The sequence below is a fragment of the Psychrobacillus sp. BM2 genome (assembly GCF_048572895.1).
In the GTDB taxonomy this organism is placed as follows: Bacteria; Bacillota; Bacilli; order Bacillales_A; family Planococcaceae; genus Psychrobacillus.
Window position 1 is genome coordinate 2,442,966 of sequence record NZ_CP183878.1, and the last position, 17,393, is coordinate 2,460,358.

Annotated in this window: 14 protein-coding genes and 1 other annotated feature; of the genes, 5 read left to right on the plus strand and 9 right to left on the minus strand. The window is 36.2% G+C overall.

Annotation, left to right across the window (positions count from 1 at the left end):
* Positions 1 to 6: 6 nt before the first annotated feature.
* Positions 7 to 1,671 carry a GspE/PulE family protein gene (locus ACN6MX_RS11975; protein ID WP_419959138.1) on the minus strand — a complete coding sequence of 555 codons (1,665 nt, stop codon included), beginning with the start codon at positions 1,669 to 1,671 and terminating at the stop codon, positions 7 to 9.
* Positions 1,672 to 1,693: 22 nt separating this feature from the next.
* A complete protein-coding gene (locus tag ACN6MX_RS11980; RefSeq protein WP_419959139.1) occupies positions 1,694 to 3,052 on the minus strand; it encodes a VanW family protein in 1,359 nt (452 codons plus the stop codon).
* Between the two features lie 339 nt (positions 3,053 to 3,391).
* Between ACN6MX_RS11980 and ACN6MX_RS11985 the strand changes: the two genes are divergently transcribed.
* Genes ACN6MX_RS11985 through ACN6MX_RS11995 form a run of 3 tightly spaced genes read left to right on the plus strand, consistent with a single transcriptional unit; the run spans position 3,392 to position 5,772 of the window.
* Positions 3,392 to 3,823: a type IV pilus modification PilV family protein gene (locus ACN6MX_RS11985; RefSeq protein ID WP_419959140.1), complete on the plus strand. Its 432-nt coding sequence runs from the start codon at positions 3,392 to 3,394 to the stop codon at positions 3,821 to 3,823.
* A complete protein-coding gene (locus ACN6MX_RS11990; RefSeq protein WP_419959141.1) occupies positions 3,802 to 4,251 on the plus strand; it encodes a prepilin-type N-terminal cleavage/methylation domain-containing protein in 450 nt (149 codons plus the stop codon). The genes ACN6MX_RS11985 and ACN6MX_RS11990 overlap by 22 nt, the downstream gene beginning before the upstream one ends.
* A gap of 21 nt (positions 4,252 to 4,272) precedes the next feature.
* Positions 4,273 to 5,772, plus strand: a complete 1,500-nt coding sequence (locus ACN6MX_RS11995; RefSeq protein WP_419962613.1) for a pilus assembly PilX N-terminal domain-containing protein — start codon at positions 4,273 to 4,275, stop codon at positions 5,770 to 5,772.
* Between the two features lie 333 nt (positions 5,773 to 6,105).
* On the opposite strand, the gene ACN6MX_RS12000 is transcribed toward ACN6MX_RS11995, so the two are convergent.
* Positions 6,106 to 7,809 carry a sensor domain-containing diguanylate cyclase gene (locus ACN6MX_RS12000; RefSeq protein WP_419959142.1) on the minus strand — a complete coding sequence of 568 codons (1,704 nt, stop codon included), beginning with the start codon at positions 7,807 to 7,809 and terminating at the stop codon, positions 6,106 to 6,108.
* Between the two features lie 95 nt (positions 7,810 to 7,904).
* The gene (locus ACN6MX_RS12005; protein ID WP_419959143.1) at positions 7,905 to 9,128 is read right to left on the minus strand and encodes a bifunctional folylpolyglutamate synthase/dihydrofolate synthase; all 1,224 of its coding nucleotides are present in this window, start codon (positions 9,126 to 9,128) and stop codon (positions 7,905 to 7,907) included.
* An 87-nt stretch (positions 9,129 to 9,215) separates the two neighbouring features.
* On the opposite strand from ACN6MX_RS12005, the gene ACN6MX_RS12010 reads away from it, so the two are divergent.
* Positions 9,216 to 10,094, plus strand: a complete 879-nt coding sequence (locus tag ACN6MX_RS12010; RefSeq protein ID WP_419959144.1) for an ATP-grasp domain-containing protein — start codon at positions 9,216 to 9,218, stop codon at positions 10,092 to 10,094.
* A complete protein-coding gene (locus ACN6MX_RS12015) occupies positions 10,091 to 10,903 on the plus strand; it encodes an ATP-grasp domain-containing protein (protein ID WP_419959145.1) in 813 nt (270 codons plus the stop codon). Before ACN6MX_RS12010 ends, ACN6MX_RS12015 begins: the two co-directional genes overlap by 4 nt.
* A 185-nt stretch (positions 10,904 to 11,088) precedes the next feature.
* On the opposite strand, the gene ACN6MX_RS12020 is transcribed toward ACN6MX_RS12015, so the two are convergent.
* The 5 genes from ACN6MX_RS12020 to ACN6MX_RS12040 all read right to left on the minus strand — a co-directional run bounded on the left by ACN6MX_RS12020 (position 11,089) and on the right by ACN6MX_RS12040 (position 17,333).
* Entirely contained in the window at positions 11,089 to 13,731 is a 2,643-nt protein-coding gene (locus ACN6MX_RS12020; protein ID WP_419959146.1) for a valine--tRNA ligase, read from the minus strand.
* 45 nt (positions 13,732 to 13,776) lie between these two features.
* Positions 13,777 to 14,003 (minus strand) — a binding site (T-box leader).
* 224 nt (positions 14,004 to 14,227) lie between these two features.
* A complete protein-coding gene (locus ACN6MX_RS12025; RefSeq protein WP_419959147.1) occupies positions 14,228 to 14,818 on the minus strand; it encodes a hypothetical protein in 591 nt (196 codons plus the stop codon).
* Between the two features lie 63 nt (positions 14,819 to 14,881).
* A complete protein-coding gene (locus ACN6MX_RS12030; RefSeq protein WP_419959148.1) occupies positions 14,882 to 15,466 on the minus strand; it encodes a 5' nucleotidase, NT5C type in 585 nt (194 codons plus the stop codon).
* A 24-nt stretch (positions 15,467 to 15,490) separates the two neighbouring features.
* Positions 15,491 to 16,582 (minus strand): bifunctional diaminohydroxyphosphoribosylaminopyrimidine deaminase/5-amino-6-(5-phosphoribosylamino)uracil reductase RibD, encoded by a 1,092-nt coding sequence (gene ribD, locus ACN6MX_RS12035; protein ID WP_419959149.1) that lies wholly within the window; start codon positions 16,580 to 16,582, stop codon positions 15,491 to 15,493.
* Entirely contained in the window at positions 16,575 to 17,333 is a 759-nt protein-coding gene (locus ACN6MX_RS12040; RefSeq protein ID WP_419959150.1) for a GTP cyclohydrolase II, read from the minus strand. The genes ribD and ACN6MX_RS12040 overlap by 8 nt, the downstream gene beginning before the upstream one ends.
* Positions 17,334 to 17,393: the final 60 nt, after the last annotated feature.

Genomic DNA, 17,393 nt, shown 5'->3' on the forward strand with positions numbered 1-17,393 from the left:
CCCACCTCAATCCGTTGTTGCAACACGCAGAACTTCCTCTGTAGTTGTTAACCCTTCTTTTACTTTCAATAGCCCATCTTCTAATAAACTAAAATATCCGGATTCTTTCATATAATCTCGTAGCACCAGCGTGCTTTGGCCAGTCAAAATTACACTTTTAACAAATTCATCCACTGCAAGAATTTCATGAATAGCTATACGTCCACGATAACCGGTGTTATTACACGATGGACATCCTCTTCCTCGGACTATTTCCTTTATATCCATTCCATGTTCAGCAAAAATAACTTTCTCTCGGTCATTAGGTATGTGCGTTGCTTTACAATCACGACAAACTTTTCGAACTAGACGCTGCGCCACAACACCAACTAACGAAGAAGAAAGTAAGAATGGTTCTACCCCCATATCCTTCATACGAGAGACTGACTCTACAGCACTATTTGTATGTAACGTACTCAATACAAGGTGACCGGTTAACGAAGCACGTACTGCAATCTGAGCAGTTTCTAAGTCACGAATTTCTCCAACCATTACGATATCAGGATCCTGACGTAAAATGGATCTCAGACCAGCAGCGAAAGTTAATCCAACTTCTTCACGAACTTGAATTTGATTGATACCGTGTAACTGGTATTCCACTGGATCTTCTACAGTAATAATATTAACGTCTTCTCCGTTAAGCTGATTAAGTGTAGCGTATAATGTAGAAGATTTACCTGATCCTGTTGGACCTGTTATTAGTACAATGCCATTAGGCTTTTCAATCATTTTATTAAAGGTTTCATAATTCTTCTTATTGAATCCTAGCTTGTCTATGCTATTCATAGCACTACTAATATCTAAAATACGCATTACTACCTTTTCGCCATATATCGTAGGTAAAGTAGAAACTCGAATATCTACTGGCTTCATATTCACTGAAACCTTAATACGTCCGTCCTGAGGTAATCGATTTTCCGTAATATTTAAATTCCCCATTATCTTAATTCGAGCCAATATAACATTTTGCATATGCTTTGGAAGTGCTCTTTCCAATTTTAATACACCATCAACCCTGTACCGAACCCGTAGTTCTGTTTCCTGTGGATCAAAATGAACATCACTCGCTCGTTGCGCAACACCATTGGCAATAATTTGATTCACTAACCGAACGATTGGTGAATCCTCATCCGTTATTTGCGTATCATTTTCGAGCTCCGTTGGTGTCATATCTAATAAGGCTTGATCCATCGATTCCTGCAAGTCATAATACTTCGTTATAGTACGGAACACATCGTCTTTAGCCGCAATACTTGTTTCAATTTGACAGCCCGTCGCCATGCGAACTTCCTCAATAGCAAAATAGTCCATCGGATCAGCCATAGCTATTAATAGTTTATTCTTATCTTTACGAATAGGCATAATATGTGTTCGCTTGACTAACTCTTTTGGGACTAAATGAATCAGTTCGGGGTCGATTGAAAATTGATTTAAACTAACATGAGGAATCCCTAACTGAAACTCAAGTACTTCTATTAACTGCTGCTCGGTAAGCAAATTTTCTCTAATAAGAAAATCCCCAAGCTTTTCATCACGGCTTTTATTCGTTAATGCATATTCTAATTGTTCATTAGTAATAACATATGATTCTACTAATAAATCTCCTAAACGTTTGCGTGCATTACTCTTCATCACTTATCACCCCAGCCTGTACTTATTTTGATCCGTCTATGATGTTACCAGCTTTGTCAAAGTAACTCCCCTCCGGAAGTCCGTCAGAATCCTCTTCGTTTGCTGGTGGTGTAGTATTTGAATGTTCCTTTCCGCTTTCCACAACAGGGCTAGTATTTCTCGAAGACTTATCATTAATATCCGTCAACCCATCTCCATTCATGTCAATTGCAAAATCAGGATCCTGCGTAGTCGAAGTTTCAGATACTATAGATGACTTAAGTACGATTCTATTAACTGGTGGATAATAATCTTGGCTGACTAAATCTTCTTTTTCATATGGACCTGCTTTATCTGAGATCGTCCGATACACTGACGCTCTCAAACCAGGCTTCCCTTCTTGCATTAGCTCTTCTTCATTTGGTTTAAGTTCCGATGAATACCTATAAATAGTTCTTGGAGTAATTTCTTTCTCACTTACCTGATATTCAACAACAGTCTCTGTAGGCACTGAGTAAATTTCTACTAAAAGCTCAGAGCCTTTAACACTAATTTTTATACTTGCAGGTGCATTATTTGTATTTATAAATTTCAAATCTTTTGTTCTACTTATTTTAGCTTCGATACCTGGCTCTAAATAATTTGGTATTTTCCCTTGTGAATGGCGTTCTACAACTTCAAAATTCGTCTGAAGAACGGCACTATAAATCATAGAAGCAACAAAGTTTATAGTTTCATCAGAAGACTCTAAGTTAATGCCTTCCATATGTTCATTTATTGAAAACATTTCGCCATTTCCAATTACCTTTTCATTTAATGTGGAAATAATTTCATTTAAGTTATTAGGATTAATAGTAATTTCTTCTATATCAAAAGCAATACGGTCAACTTGAAACAAAGACATATCCAGAGCAACAGTTTCTATTGGTTCGTAAAATAACATGCCTACTTGGTTCTTAATTACCTCAAGAGTTGCTTCTGTGTCCAAATGTCCGTTTTCATTAATTAACGCAGTCAGTTCTGGACTCACTACAACTTGTAAAGGAAGATGAACAGTCGGTGCTGACTCCCAAAATGCGTACCAGGCTGTACTAGTTTGATCCTTAAACTGCTTCACTGTAGACTCTACATCGAAAGTGAACCATCCTGGTTCTAATGTTATGTCTACATTATTTCCAGTTAATTGAATAGAAGTCTGTTTCCATTCCATTACTTTTGAATTTAATAGAGAAATAATTTCATCTCTATCAAGAGATTCCACTTGCTGTCCTCCCACGCTAGAACCAGAACTTTCACTTTCCGCGCTTACATGTCGTTGCAAAGGGGTAAAATTACTAGACCACAAATAAAATAGAAATGATGTTAAGATAACTAAAACAACTGTTTTCCAAATGATTTTCACTTTTTAATTACCCCTTTTCACTAATAACTATTCGTACCCTAATTATAAATAGGTATTATTACTCTATACTCTGTTAAAACACAATACTTTTGACACAATAAAACTATGTATCCTTATATTATTCTAATATACATTGATTCTTTATACTTATTTATATATTATTAAGCTACCAATTACAAGACTTAAAAAAATAGAATAGAAAAGAAATTAATTACAATGTTTCATAGAGACGACCTAGTCAACATGTCTACTCTAACTTAGTATAGTATATGTAACCCTACTGTGAACAAAAGAAACATATATTCTACAAATTTCATAGTTAAAAAGGATGATTACTCTATGTTTAAAAAAATAAATAATACAAACGGTTTTACACTAGTTGAAGTGTTAGCTTCTACCGTTATTTTAACTCTTTTATTAACATCTTTTCTAATCGTGTTCATCCAATCAGTTAAAACAAATAAAACTTCAGAACATATCATAGATGCTACGTATATCGCACAGACAGAGATGGAAGAGATTTATGCAATTAGTATAAAAACTAAATATGGTTCAAGAGATATGACTCTTAGAGGTTTAAATTACATAAAAAAAGAGGATGAATCTGGCTGGAGTGTATTTGAAAGAAATCGAGATACAGGTGAACTGATAAAGGTTAAATTAAAAAATAAAAAAGGAACTATGGATCGTGTACTTATAGAAGTGAAAGATAAAGACACCCTCCGTGCTCAAATGGAAAATGTCTTAGTATGGAAGGTGGATCAGGAGTGAAAAAGTATATTAACAATGAAAAAGGACTTACTTTAGTAGAAATGCTAGCTGTCATTATCATTGGTGCTATTATAATAGTATTAGTTTCAAATATTCACTTATTTACTCAAAAACAATTCAAAAGTCAATCAGAAAAAACAGGACAACTATATAGTGTCACATATGCTGCAAAAGTGATTACGAAAGAGATTAGGAAAACCGATGGAAGTGCAATTATAACGAATACCACTAATAATGACAAAATATCTATAACGAACGAGATTGAATATAGTTATGATAAAGTCAATAAATCGATAATAGCAAAAAACGGGACCGTTTTAGCAAGAAACATTAAGGAATTCTATGTTAAGAAAAATGGTAACGAAGTGATACTAAAAATTATTAGTGTTGATAATGAAAAAGTTAACACGAAAATAATTCTAAGATAATACAAAAGAAGGGTGAATAATATGGAAAAACCTCTGAAAAGTAATCATTTTCACAGAAATAATAGTGGATTTACCCTTGTTGGCGTATTAATGGTGCTTGTCATTATATCCGTTCTTGGAATAAGCATTCTTATGATTACATCAAACTTCGTAAAAGTATCAACTGGAGAACGCAATGACCAATCCGTGTTTTATATTGCAGAAGCAGGTTTAACTGTCGAACTAGATGAAATAGAAAATAAAATACAAACTGCTTATAGTAAGACTAATGATATAGGAAGCTTTTTCAACGAATTATCCACTAAAATCCTAACTTCCGATAAACAATCTTCAGCAACATTCGAGAAAACATTTGAGAATGTTTTACCTATAGCGAAAATAGATGTGAAAGAATTAAATAAAGGAAACCCTACAAGGAACTACAAAGTTACTTCTACTGGTTTTATTAATAATAAGAAAAGAGTATTGGAGCGTGAATTTTCTGTAACATGGGTGCCTAAGAGTAATGTAATTGAGAATATGGCGGCATATGTGAAAACCACTATAACAATGAAAAATGGTAGTATCACTGGAAGTATCGGAACTACAAAAACAGGGGCTGACAGTGTGATAGCTACTGGAGGTAGTATAAGCAAAGGCTCATCAATCTATGTGCCAATAGGATCTGAGGGAACAGCAGTAAACAAACTTCATTGGATGTCTAGTATTCCTGATGCGATTGGGGTTAAAATGGACCCCTTCCCCAGTTTACCCACTTTTCCTCCGTTTCCTAATCTACCGTTGCCGGATAATAAACTTGTTGGCAAAACAAATAAATATTTAATACAAGATGGGAATGTGCTTGTTAATTCGAATGGCGATGGTTGTCAGCCTTCAGAAAATTATCGAATAGACTTAATTAATAACCAACAATTTAATGAGATCAAAATGGAAAATAATTGCTCTCTTATTTTTAGTACAGGAAATTCAGATAAGGAAATTGTTGTAAATCATCTCAACATAATTAACGGGCACATTGTATTAATAGGCACCGGGAAACTAGCGATATATGTAAAAGATAATATTACTATGGGTAGCGGAGCTACAATAAATGATAATGGCAACGCTGAAAAGATTAATATTTATCTAAAAGGTTCTGAGAAATCTAATAACGCAAAAACTTTTTCATTAGCGGGGGCTCAAAAAATATATGGCTCGTTATATGCGGAAGATGCAGACATAGAACTCGCTGGAGGTGGTGGATTTAACGGAAATTTATTTACCGGTGGAAAAAGTTTTCGGGTTTCGGGAGGTTCTTGGGTTAATTCCCCATTGCTATTTGCTCCAAATGCAACATTCATCCATTCTAATGGAACGATAAACGGAAAAATTATAGCAAATTCATATGAAATAACTGGTGGAGCAATGCTGAATTATGCTGAAATAAAAATTAAAAATGGTCCGATTTCGCCTGGTAATATCTCAGGACTTGAAGGATCTGGGAACGTAATAATTCAAAAAAAATCTTTACAGGAAAAGTAGTGAATCTTGCTCTGTTTAACTTTTCTATTTAATTCTAATAATTTTAGATAATTCGGATGGAGCGAATTTCAATTATATCAATAAAAAAACGTCCTTTCGTACAAATTAAAAATATTTAAGTCTGACAAAGGGAATGTTTAGTTTTGTAACCGATAAATTTAAGTTACAAAATAGAAAGATTCCCTTATGTTCTGATAAACTTAATAATCCTATGTAAATAATGAAACAAAAATAAAGAAATACTCCGGCTAATACCTATTTCTTCTTGTGCCATTGATATTCTAAATAAAGCGAGGGTATCCAAACACTGGATGTCCTCGCTTTTAATGTTGTCTATTTCACATACTCCGCAACCCTGTTCCTACCCGCCTGCTTCGCCCCAATATACAAGGCACGGTCTGCATTTCGAAGTAGTGACATTCCTTCGTCACTATCTTCTGGTGCCGTAGAGACTCCAATACTTGCGGTGATGAATATTATTTCTTCTCGTGATACTTTGCCTAAATCGAGAGGTACCATAAATGGTGTTTGTTCGACTTTGCGACGAAGCTGCTCGGCCACATTCATTGCCTGTAATTTCGAATAATTCGGCAAGATAATAACGAATTCTTCTCCGCCATATCTTGCAACTGTCCCACTAGAACCAATTTCCTCTTTAATAATATTAGCAAATTCTTGTAAAATAATATTTCCACTATGGTGGCCATACGTATCGTTGACACCTTTAAATTTATCGATGTCCATCATGATTAAAGAAACTGTTTTAAAGGCTCCATTATTTAACCTATGCATGTCCAGCTTTAGTTGTTTGTCTAAATACCTATAATTATAAATTTTCGTTAGCTCGCAAATTTCACTTTTCTCTACTGCTTCTTTTACATATCTTGCTTTTTCTAAGGAAACAGCAAAATAAGAGCATAACAGATGAACAATTTTTAGCTGATAAGATTCAAATGCAAACTTCTGTCTTGCAGCTAAAATAAGAACGCCTTCAATTCTTTGGTTTCTATAGATAGGCACACACATAACGCTTTGCATATCATTTGCTAAAAAAGGCGGCTTCAAATGAGTCCATTCTGATTGCTTATTATACAGAATTGGCTCTCCTTTTTCATACCCTTTCCCTGCAAGACTAAATTTTATATCCTCGTGAGCATATTCCAATTCTCTATTTTCCCCATCTTCTCTAGCTCGTAAAATATAAAACTCATTGTTTACATCATCTACAATGTAACCTGCATCAAATGGGAACATATCTGATAATCTCCTCAAGAACAGATCTAAAATTTCTGTCGAAGTCATACGCTCCGCAAGCTGATGACCAAACTCACTTGCCTTGTTTAAATCGGCATTTACTTTTTCCGAATCACTATACATTCGTATTAACAATGAAATAGATATCAATGGTAAACCTAATAACCAGAGAGCTGTTGCTCCTATTATGTTCTCAAATAGATATAAGCTTAAACCAAAAGGTAATGTAATAAACAAACATGCAAATTCCCAATAGAAATCTTTTGACAAGTATAGAGGATTCATATCACATAAATATTCCCTTATATAAAGCACCAAGTGATTTATTAATAAATAGGAGATTGCAAAAATAGAACCATAGACAATAATATCACTAATATTTACACTACCTATTTCATAGCCTAAAGAAATTACCAAAGCACCACTTAGAATAGAAACTGAAAAAAACATAAATGAATTAAAAAAGTATTTATATAATGAGTCTCGAGATATCTTCAAATGGTATGATAGCGGTATCATACATATCTGCATGGAAATTAGCTCTGCTAAAATTCCAAACTTTAAAAAGATTGCGATTTGAACCCATATGACCAAAACGAATGTAGTTCCAGCTAAAAAAAATGGGAAAATGCTCGACAGTAACGCCAACAGTAAAAAAGCCCAGTAACCTTCCCAATCACCTGGTTTGACGGGAGAATATAAATACATGAAGAGAGTTCCAGGCGGAACAAATAATAGCCACAAAGCAAACATAATTCTTTGTGCTTTTTTAGAAAAATTCATCCGACTATTAATCTCCTTTCAGTCTAAATAACTACTACTAAATACACGTTATAATGTAATTATTATATCACTAAGTTCACTGAAAGTTTCAATTACTAAATTCCTGTTTTTTCTTTCAACTCAGCAATGAAGTAAAAAGAGCCAGTGACAATTGTAACACTATTTTCAGAATACTGTTTTAAATCAACCTGAGATGCATCTAAAGTTATACTTTTCTCACTATTCAAACAGAGTTCATACAAAATAGTAGCATTTAACGCTCTTTCATGTTGGAAGTTAACAAATTCAAAAGAACTAGCGATTTCCTCTAACTTTCTTAATATATAGACATAGTTTTTATCCTTTAAAATACCTACTATTAAATGTATATGTCTGTTTGGAAACTTTTCTCGAATCGTTTCCACTAAAGCATCCACACTTGCTGGATTGTGGGCGCCATCCATATAAAGGTTTTCCCCAATTTTCTCCATTCTACCAGGCAAACTTGCACTTTTCACAGCGGACTGCACTTTTGGCTCGAATAGCTCAAAACCGCTTACAAGTAATGATGTGATAGCCAAAGCCATGTTAGATTGTTGGTGCCTTCCTAACATCTGAGGATATAAATTAGAATATGAGTACTCTTTAAATATGTATTGGTGATTCTTTATCCTGAAATTTTTATTGTATTCTAGGATATTTGCTTTTTTCTCTTCGGCTTCTTTATACATAATTCTTTTTGCGGGTTCTACTAATGGTCCTATAACTAATTGGCTATTGGGCTTTAAAATTCCTGCTTTATGCCAACTAATCTTTTCGACTGTATCTCCTAAGAATTTCGTATGATCTATAGATACGCTTGGTATAATAGCCACAGAGTCCTTAATGACGTTTGTACTATCTAGTCGCCCCCCCATACCCGCCTCTATGAAAACAATATCTAATTCCATCATTTCAAAGACAATAAAGGCTGTAACAGTTAGTAACTCAAAATCTGTTAACATGCCGCTAATACCACTGCCTTGCATACGCGAAAATGCTTCGTCCATTTGTTTTTCTGTAACAGGAATACTATTTATCTGAATTTGGTCATGGACATCGACGATACTCGGGCTAGTAAAGGAAGCGTAGGATAAGCCGTGTGCTTTTGCTAATGCTGTTAAAAAAGCAATCGTTGAGCCTTTCCCATTTGTCCCGGCTATATGAATTACTTTATGCTTGTCCTGAGGATTGCCGAGTTTTTTTAGAGCAGCTTGAATCGTTTCAAGACCCGGTTTAATAACCGTTTCACTTTCTATATTCCATTTTATTTTGTATTTATTAAAATTTTTTATTTCCACTTAAGTTCACCCTATTCCGTATGATTAAATTTCGTGCTAAACTTCTTGTGAACACATTATAACACGTACTAGTGGAGGTCATTCATTATGCAAACATGTTGGATCGTTTATAACGGTAGTCTTACACATGATAAATTTATCGATCAAGCAATTCTAGTGAAGGAGGCAGCGGACCGACATGGTATTCATGCCATTCTAGTGAAAAATTATGAAGTGCTGATGAATGTCCAGCAAAAGTTACATGCCAAACCTGATTTTGTCGTGTTTCTTGATAAAGATATTTTGCTTGCCCAGTATTTGAAAAATGAAGGTATACCAGTTTTTAATGATCCAGACGTTATTGAAATTTGTGACAATAAAGCGCGGCAATATATGAAATTGGCAAATGCCGGGGTGCCAATGCCAATCACTATCGTTGCCCCTAAAGTGTATCCTGGGTTTTCTATCCAAGAGTCAGGATACTTTGAACAGGTGCTCCAAACGATTCCATTACCTATGATTATTAAAGAAGCACATGGCTCATTTGGTATGAAAGTGTATTTAATAGAAACAAGGGAGCAATTCTTTGCAAAAGTAGAAGAACTCGCAGGCGTCGAGTATGTCTTCCAACAATTTATCGAGAATAGTAGAGGCAGAGATATCCGCGTAAACGTAGTTGGTGGGAATGTAGTTGCTTGTATGCTCCGTGAATCACAAACAGATTTCCGCGCCAATATTACAAATGGGGGTTTTGCTTCTCCTATTATTCTCACACAGAGACAAAAAGACGTAGCAATTCAAGCAGCGGAAGCCTTACAAGCTGAATTTGCAGGAGTGGACTTATTATTTGGGGACGATGAAGAGCCCCTTGTTTGTGAAGTGAATGGCGTTGCCCATATTCGTAATATCTATAATGTAACAGGGATTAATGTTGGAGATGCGATGATAGAATATATATTGTCAAAAGTTGGAGCGGCTGTTGTATGAAGGGGCTACTCATATATGAAAAAGCAGAAATTGAACGCAATCAGAACTTTATTGACCGATTAATAAATGCTGCAAAAACTCATGATCACATCTTAAGTATAGTAGATGATCAAGATCCTATTCCAGATGCAGATTTTATATTCTTCCGAACAAGAAATCCTGGGTTAGCCAAGGAATTAGAACAACGAAATATACCAATGTTCAATCGTGCAGAAGTAAATGTTGTTGCCAATGACAAATTAAAGGCAATTCAGCTTGTACAGCTACTCGGGATTGCAACTGTTCCAACTAAAAAAATAGCTACAGTTTCTGAAATAACCGAATATCCTATCGTATTAAAAACGATCGGCGGTCATGGTGGAAAACAAGTCGAATTAGTTCACACAGAAAAAGAAGCAACTTCATTTCTAAATACATTTTCTGAGTGTACTATTATCGCCCAACAATATATCGAAACAAATGCTACTGACGTCCGCGTATTCATGCTCGGCAAAGAAGTGTTGGGTGCTGTAAAAAGAACTGGACCAAAAGATAGCTTTAAATCTAATTTTACACTAGGTGGAACCGTCGAAAAATACACGCTAAACTCACACCAAATTGCAGCTGTAGAGAAAATAGCTAAAGCACTTAAAAGTGATTATATTGGCATCGATTTTCTTCTCTTACCTGATGAGAGCTGGCTTTTCAATGAAATAGAAGATCCAGTTGGAGCTAGATCCTATTTTGAAACGACTAAGAAAAATATCGCAGAGCCTATCATGGAGTATATTAATAATAAACTCACCAAAAATGAGAGAGACGAGATTTAATTCGTCTCTCTTTTGTAGTTGAATGGAAACACAAGAATGTTTCCGAGAATCACTTGAATATGAATGAGAATCACCTGAATGAAATGAAAAATCACCCGAATGTCAGGAAAAATCACTGGAATCTGGAGAACTTTTTCTCCTACAAAAAAAAGCGTGCACCCAAATCGCAGGGCGCACGCTCAATTTTATAGATTATTCAATTCTTCCATACGTTTCAGTACAGATGCGTGTTTTTCTAGATAGTCAGCTTCTTTTGCACGTTCCTCTGCAACAACCGCCTCTGGTGCTTTTGAAACGAAGCGCTCATTGGAAAGCTTTCCTTGAACAAGTTTTACTTCTTTTGCCCATTTTTCTAGCTCTTTCGTTAAACGAGCTTTCTCGGCATCGATATCGATTAATCCTTGTAGTGGAAGATATAAAACTGCCCCCGTAACTACTGCAGACATGGATTGATTTGGAGCTTCTAAATCTAATCCAATCACAAGCGGCTCCGGATTGCAGAAACGCTCTAAATACTTAGCGTTTGCTTCTAATACTGCTAATGTGCTCGCATCCTTAGTGGAAACGTATAATGGAACTTTTTTACTCATTGGTGTTTGAACCTCTGAACGAATATTTCGTACTGAACGGATAATTTCAGAAAGTAATTTCATATTATCCGCTTCTTCTTTATTGGAAAGTGCTTCGTTTACAGTAGGCCAAGCAGCTACTGTAATGGAATCTCCTTCATGAGGAAGGTTTTGCCAAATTTCTTCTGTGATAAATGGCATAAATGGATGTAATAGACGCATAGTATTGTCTAAAACATATGCTAGCACAGAACGTGTCATATTTTTCGCTTCTTCATCTTCCCCGTTAAGTGGAAGTTTGGCCATTTCAATATACCAATCACAGAAATCATCCCAAATGAAGTTATAAAGAGCACGACCAACTTCACCGAATTCATAGCGTTCAGAAAGTCTTGTTACTTGCTCAATCGTTTCATTTAGACGTGTAAGAATCCAAGCATCTGCAACCGATTTTTTACCATCTAAATTGATCTCTTCAAATTTCAGGCCATCCATATTCATTAATGCGAAACGCGATGCATTCCAAATTTTGTTGGCAAAGTTCCATACAGCCTCTACTTTTTCTGTAGAGTAACGTAGATCCTGCCCAGGAGATGATCCAGTACTCAAGAAATAACGAAGTGAATCTGCACCATATTGTTCAATTACTTCCATCGGATCAATGCCATTACCTAGAGATTTCGACATTTTACGACCATCTTCTGCACGAACTAAACCGTGAATTAATACATCATCAAATGGACGAGTACCAGTAAATTCTATACCTTGGAAAATCATACGAGAAACCCAGAAGAATATAATATCATAACCAGTTACAAGTGCATTCGTTGGATAATACTTTTTAAACTCTTCGTTGTCGGTATCTGGCCAGCCTAATGTTGAAAACGGCCATAATGCAGAGGAAAACCAAGTATCTAATACGTCGTTATCTTGATTCCAATTTTCCGCATCCGCAGGAGCTTCGTGACCAACATACACTTCTCCAGTTTCATTATGATACCAAGCCGGAATTCGATGCCCCCACCATAATTGGCGTGAAATACACCAGTCATGAAGATTTTCCATCCAATTTAGATATGTTTTTTCAAAGCGATCGGGTACGAAGTTTACTTTTTCTTCAGCTTGTTGTAACTTAACTGCTTCTTCTGCAAGTGGCTTCATTTTTACGAACCACTGTAAAGAAAGATAAGGCTCTACTACTGCTCCACTGCGCTCAGAATGCCCTACTGAATGCATATGCTCTTCAATTTTGAATAGGATTCCTGCATCCTGTAAGTCTTTTACGATTTGTTTACGGCATTCAAAACGGTCCATTCCATCATACGTTGCAGCGTTTTTATTCATCGTTCCGTCTTCATTCATTACTAAAATACGTTGTAGATTATGACGGTTTCCAATTTCAAAGTCATTTGGGTCATGTGCAGGTGTAATTTTAACTGCTCCACTTCCAAACTCCATATCGACGTAATCATCTCCAACAATCGGAATTTCGCGACCAATAATCGGGAGTTTTACTGTTTTTCCGATTAAATGCTTGTAACGATCATCTTCTGGATGAACTGCAACTGCCGTATCACCTAGCATTGTTTCAGGTCTTGTTGTTGCAACATCGATAGATCCAGTACCATCTGTAAGTGGGTAGTGCATATGATAGAATGCACCCTGTACATCTTTGTGGATTACTTCAATATCAGAAAGTGCCGTTTTAGTTGCAGGGTCCCAGTTGATAATGTATTCACCACGGTAGATCAATCCTTTGTTATATAGCTTAACGAATACTTCTTTTACTGCATTGGATAATCCTTCGTCTAAAGTGAAGCGCTCACGTGAATAATCTAAGCCAAGTCCAAGTTTTGCCCATTGAGCACGGATATGACCAGCATATTCTTCTTTCCATTTCCATGTTTCTTCAACAAACTTTTCACGACCTAAATCATAGCGTGAAATGTTCTCAGAACGCAGCTTCTCTTCTACTTTTGCTTGTGTAGCAATACCAGCATGGTCCATACCTGGAAGCCATAATGCATCGTATCCTTGCATACGTTTCATACGAGTAATAATATCTTGTAGTGTAGTATCCCACGCATGCCCTAAATGTAGCTTACCCGTAACATTTGGTGGTGGAATTACGATTGTATAAGGTTCTTTATCGCTTTCTGGATGAGCTTCGAAGTATTTTCCATCTAGCCACCATTCATACCGTCCTTTTTCAATCGACTGCGGATCATACTTTGTGGACATCGTTGTTTCGTTTGTCATTGTCTGTTCCTCCTAAAAAAGAATATAAAAAAACTCCTATCGTCATTAAAGGACGAAGGAGTTTGTTCGCGGTACCACCTTTATTCGCGAATGCTAAAAAACGCATCACGCTCTCAATTCGATAACGGCTTCAAACCGGCATTTGCTACTCTAATTTCACAAATACTGCTCGTGGGCTACCTTCAAATGGTGGTTAACAGAAACATTTCAGCAAATTGTTTCCTTTCTTTTGAAAACCAGATCATTTTACTCTTCCCATTCATTGCATCTCTATTTTGTTATTCCTATTGTAAAGGATATTATTATATGTCGTCAAGTCTAGTAAGGTGAAAGGAGAAATACAATGAGAAAAGGATATAACCCACATCTGTTGCCTGATTGGTTACGTAAAACACGTTTTTACTGTAAGTATATAAGTATGCCTATTTGTGGTTTTCAATTAATACGGGTACTAATTGTACCTACCACATGGGATTTTCTCTTATTGGTACTATTACTACTCATCAGCTTTTTGTTTTACAAAAACATTATTTGAGGGGAATGAAAGCTTTGAGTACCCATCATCTAAATCCAAAATAAATTGGAGTTCAAATTCATCACCTGCAGGATTCTTTACTTCCATTGGCTCGGCAGGATTTGGACTTTCTAATTCTACAAGAGCTACAACTGGTTCAGGTTCTGGAGCTTCCTCGTAATCACAGTGCACTGTCCACCCAACTTCAATAGCCATTTGCTCTGTTGGTTTCGAGTTAATATGGTTCACATGAACTGTAGGCTTGGAACCTTCTTTTAACTTGTCTCTACCAATCTCAATACTCATTGGTACAGCATACTCGAAATAACCGACTTCACCTTGCAAATCTAAATCTTCAATTTCCGTGAATTCGCTAGTAGCATGATGTTCATGCTCACCTTCCTCAAACTTAACGTGGCAGGTGATGTGGTATATACCAACCACTTGGATAAAATCTTCCATCTCTGCGACTTCGCATTGAGGAGTAACTGCTACATTTTTAATCTCCATTGGAACCCCGAAGCTTTGCGGAAATCGAAATTGTTCTTTTACATCCCATGTTTTTGTTGCCATAAGTCATCCTCCTTCTATAGGACAACTTATGAATGGAACAAAAGGGATAGAACATATTTCACTTTAGAATTGCTTTTCATGTTCGTTTTTTTCTATAATCTGTTTTAGTTCCGACCAATTCGTTAGCCTTGGTATAGTTAGATGTTGGTTGTAGACCTGCGTTTTTACAAACACCTGTAATGTATCCTCCGTCAATGTATTTAATACATCGGGCTTGTCGTCGAAATAATAATCTAACTGTAAGTCTCGAATAATATTTACTTTAGCTTGATCCTTCATACCACAATAAAATTGGGTTTCATCGACCGGAAAACCCTGCTCCTCAAGCCATCTCATCGTTCTTTCTCTATGTTCTGCTGGTCTAGCCGTAATATAGTAAATCTCATGCCCTTGTTCTTTTAGCTTATTTAACGTTTCTACTGCATCTGGGTATGCGGGACAATTCGTATAATATATTTGTTCCAAGGTGTCATTCCACATCTTTGAACCAGCTTCATCAGACATCCCGAACAATTCATGTATTTCAACTTTATCTAACGCATGGAACTTATCTAATGCTACTTGCTGTCCTAGCTTTTCGTTATAAATATGAAAAGCATGCTCTCTTAAATTGATCAATGTATCATCAATATCAAATCCAAATTTCATTTTTAATCCCTCATCAATTACTTCTTATTTGTAGGTTGGATAACCAACAAACTTAAAGTCTTTCCCTATTTTTTGAATATCCGTATTAACCAGTTCAACCGCATCACTCATTAAGTCAATACCGCTACCTTCCATAAATGTTGGTGCATTCTTACCGCCAATTAACTTAGGAGCGATATAAATAACTGCTTTATCGATTAATTTATTTTCTAAAAAAGCCGCATTAATCGTCCCTCCACCTTCGATTAATAAAGAGGAGATAGAGTTTTCACCTAATAGTTGAACGACTTCTTGTACATTTACATAGTTAGAAGCCGTTGTATGGAAAATACGAACACCTGCATTTACAAGCTTCTCTTTTTTATCGGCATCATAATTGGCACTTGTAAAAATCCACGTTTCCGCTAAACGATCCGTCACAAGCTTAGCGTCTAATGGGATTTTCAGTGTTGAGTCCAGAACTATACGAAGTGGATTGCGTCCGTTTTCAATACGAGTGGTCAGTTCAGGATCATCCTCTATCACAGTATTTACCCCAACTAAAATGGCTAAATGCTCGTTTCGAAGATGATGAACATCCTCTCTTGCATCCGCAGATGTTATCCATTTACTATGAGCAGTATGCGAGGCTATTTTCCCATCAAGTGTTATCCCTGATTTTAATGTGACAAAAGGCTTTTGCGTCACGATAAACTTATTGAAAACTTCATTCATTTTTTTAGAGGCTTCCTCTTGAACACCTGAAATAACATGAATCCCTGCATCCTCTAGAATTTTCACACCTCTACCAGAAACAATTGGATTTGGATCAAGCGTTGCAATGACAACCGTTTTAATACCAGCTGCTACAATAGCCTCTGCACAAGGACCTGTTCTTCCGTGATGCGAACAAGGTTCAAGTGTCACATAAATCGTAGCACCTTTTGCATGTTCCCCCGCCATTTTAATTGCATGAATTTCCGCATGAGGCTCGCCTGGTTTCATATGTGCACCGATGCCAACAATGCGATTTTCATTTACGATAACTGCTCCTACTAATGGATTTGGATCCGTTTGCCCTTTCATAGCGCGAGCATTTTGCAGGGCAAGATCCATATAAAATGCATGACTAGTCATTTTGAAAAGTACCTTCTTCCTCCATATGACCTGAGCGATTTATCTTCGTGTGTAAGTACTTTTCATTGAATTCCGATACGTCCCCCCATAAAGGCGTACGCCCCGCAACAGGTAGACCTGCGTCCTTTAATGCTTTTACTTTTTTAGGATTATTCGTTATTAATGTAACTGGTTTTGTGCGTAATACTTTTAACACTTCGATTGCATCCCCGTAATTTCTAGAATCATCTACAAAACCAAGTTTTTCATTGGCCTCCACTGTATCAGAACCATTTTCTTGTAGGATATAGGCCATTGCTTTACTGAAAAGACCAATTCCTCTTCCTTCATGGTTTGCTAAATAGAATAATGCACCTGCCCCGTTATTAACAATCATTTGCATCGACTGTTTTAATTGGAAGCCACAATCACAGCGCTTGCTGCCAAAAATATCACCTGTATGACAAATGGAGTGCATGCGGATTAGGGATTCCTCGTTCTCTCTAAAGTCTCCGTAAACCAATACACTGGACTGTTGATATTCCGCTAAGTTAGTGGAGGATAAATTATTGATAATTTGACCGATGTCCTCAGTGTACTCATCGCTATTTAACCAGCTATACCACTGGAATATAACCGTATTACCATTTAAATTTACTGGTAGGCGAATTGGTCCAACTAGATAAATTGAATTTTCATCAGTTTTAATTACTTTAATTTTATCTTTTAATACATTGACTACATCATTAGATATTTCTTTCACATTTTGCATTCCGAATCCTCATTTCTTTAAAACATAATAGTATCTCTATATTATTCTATCTAGATTACT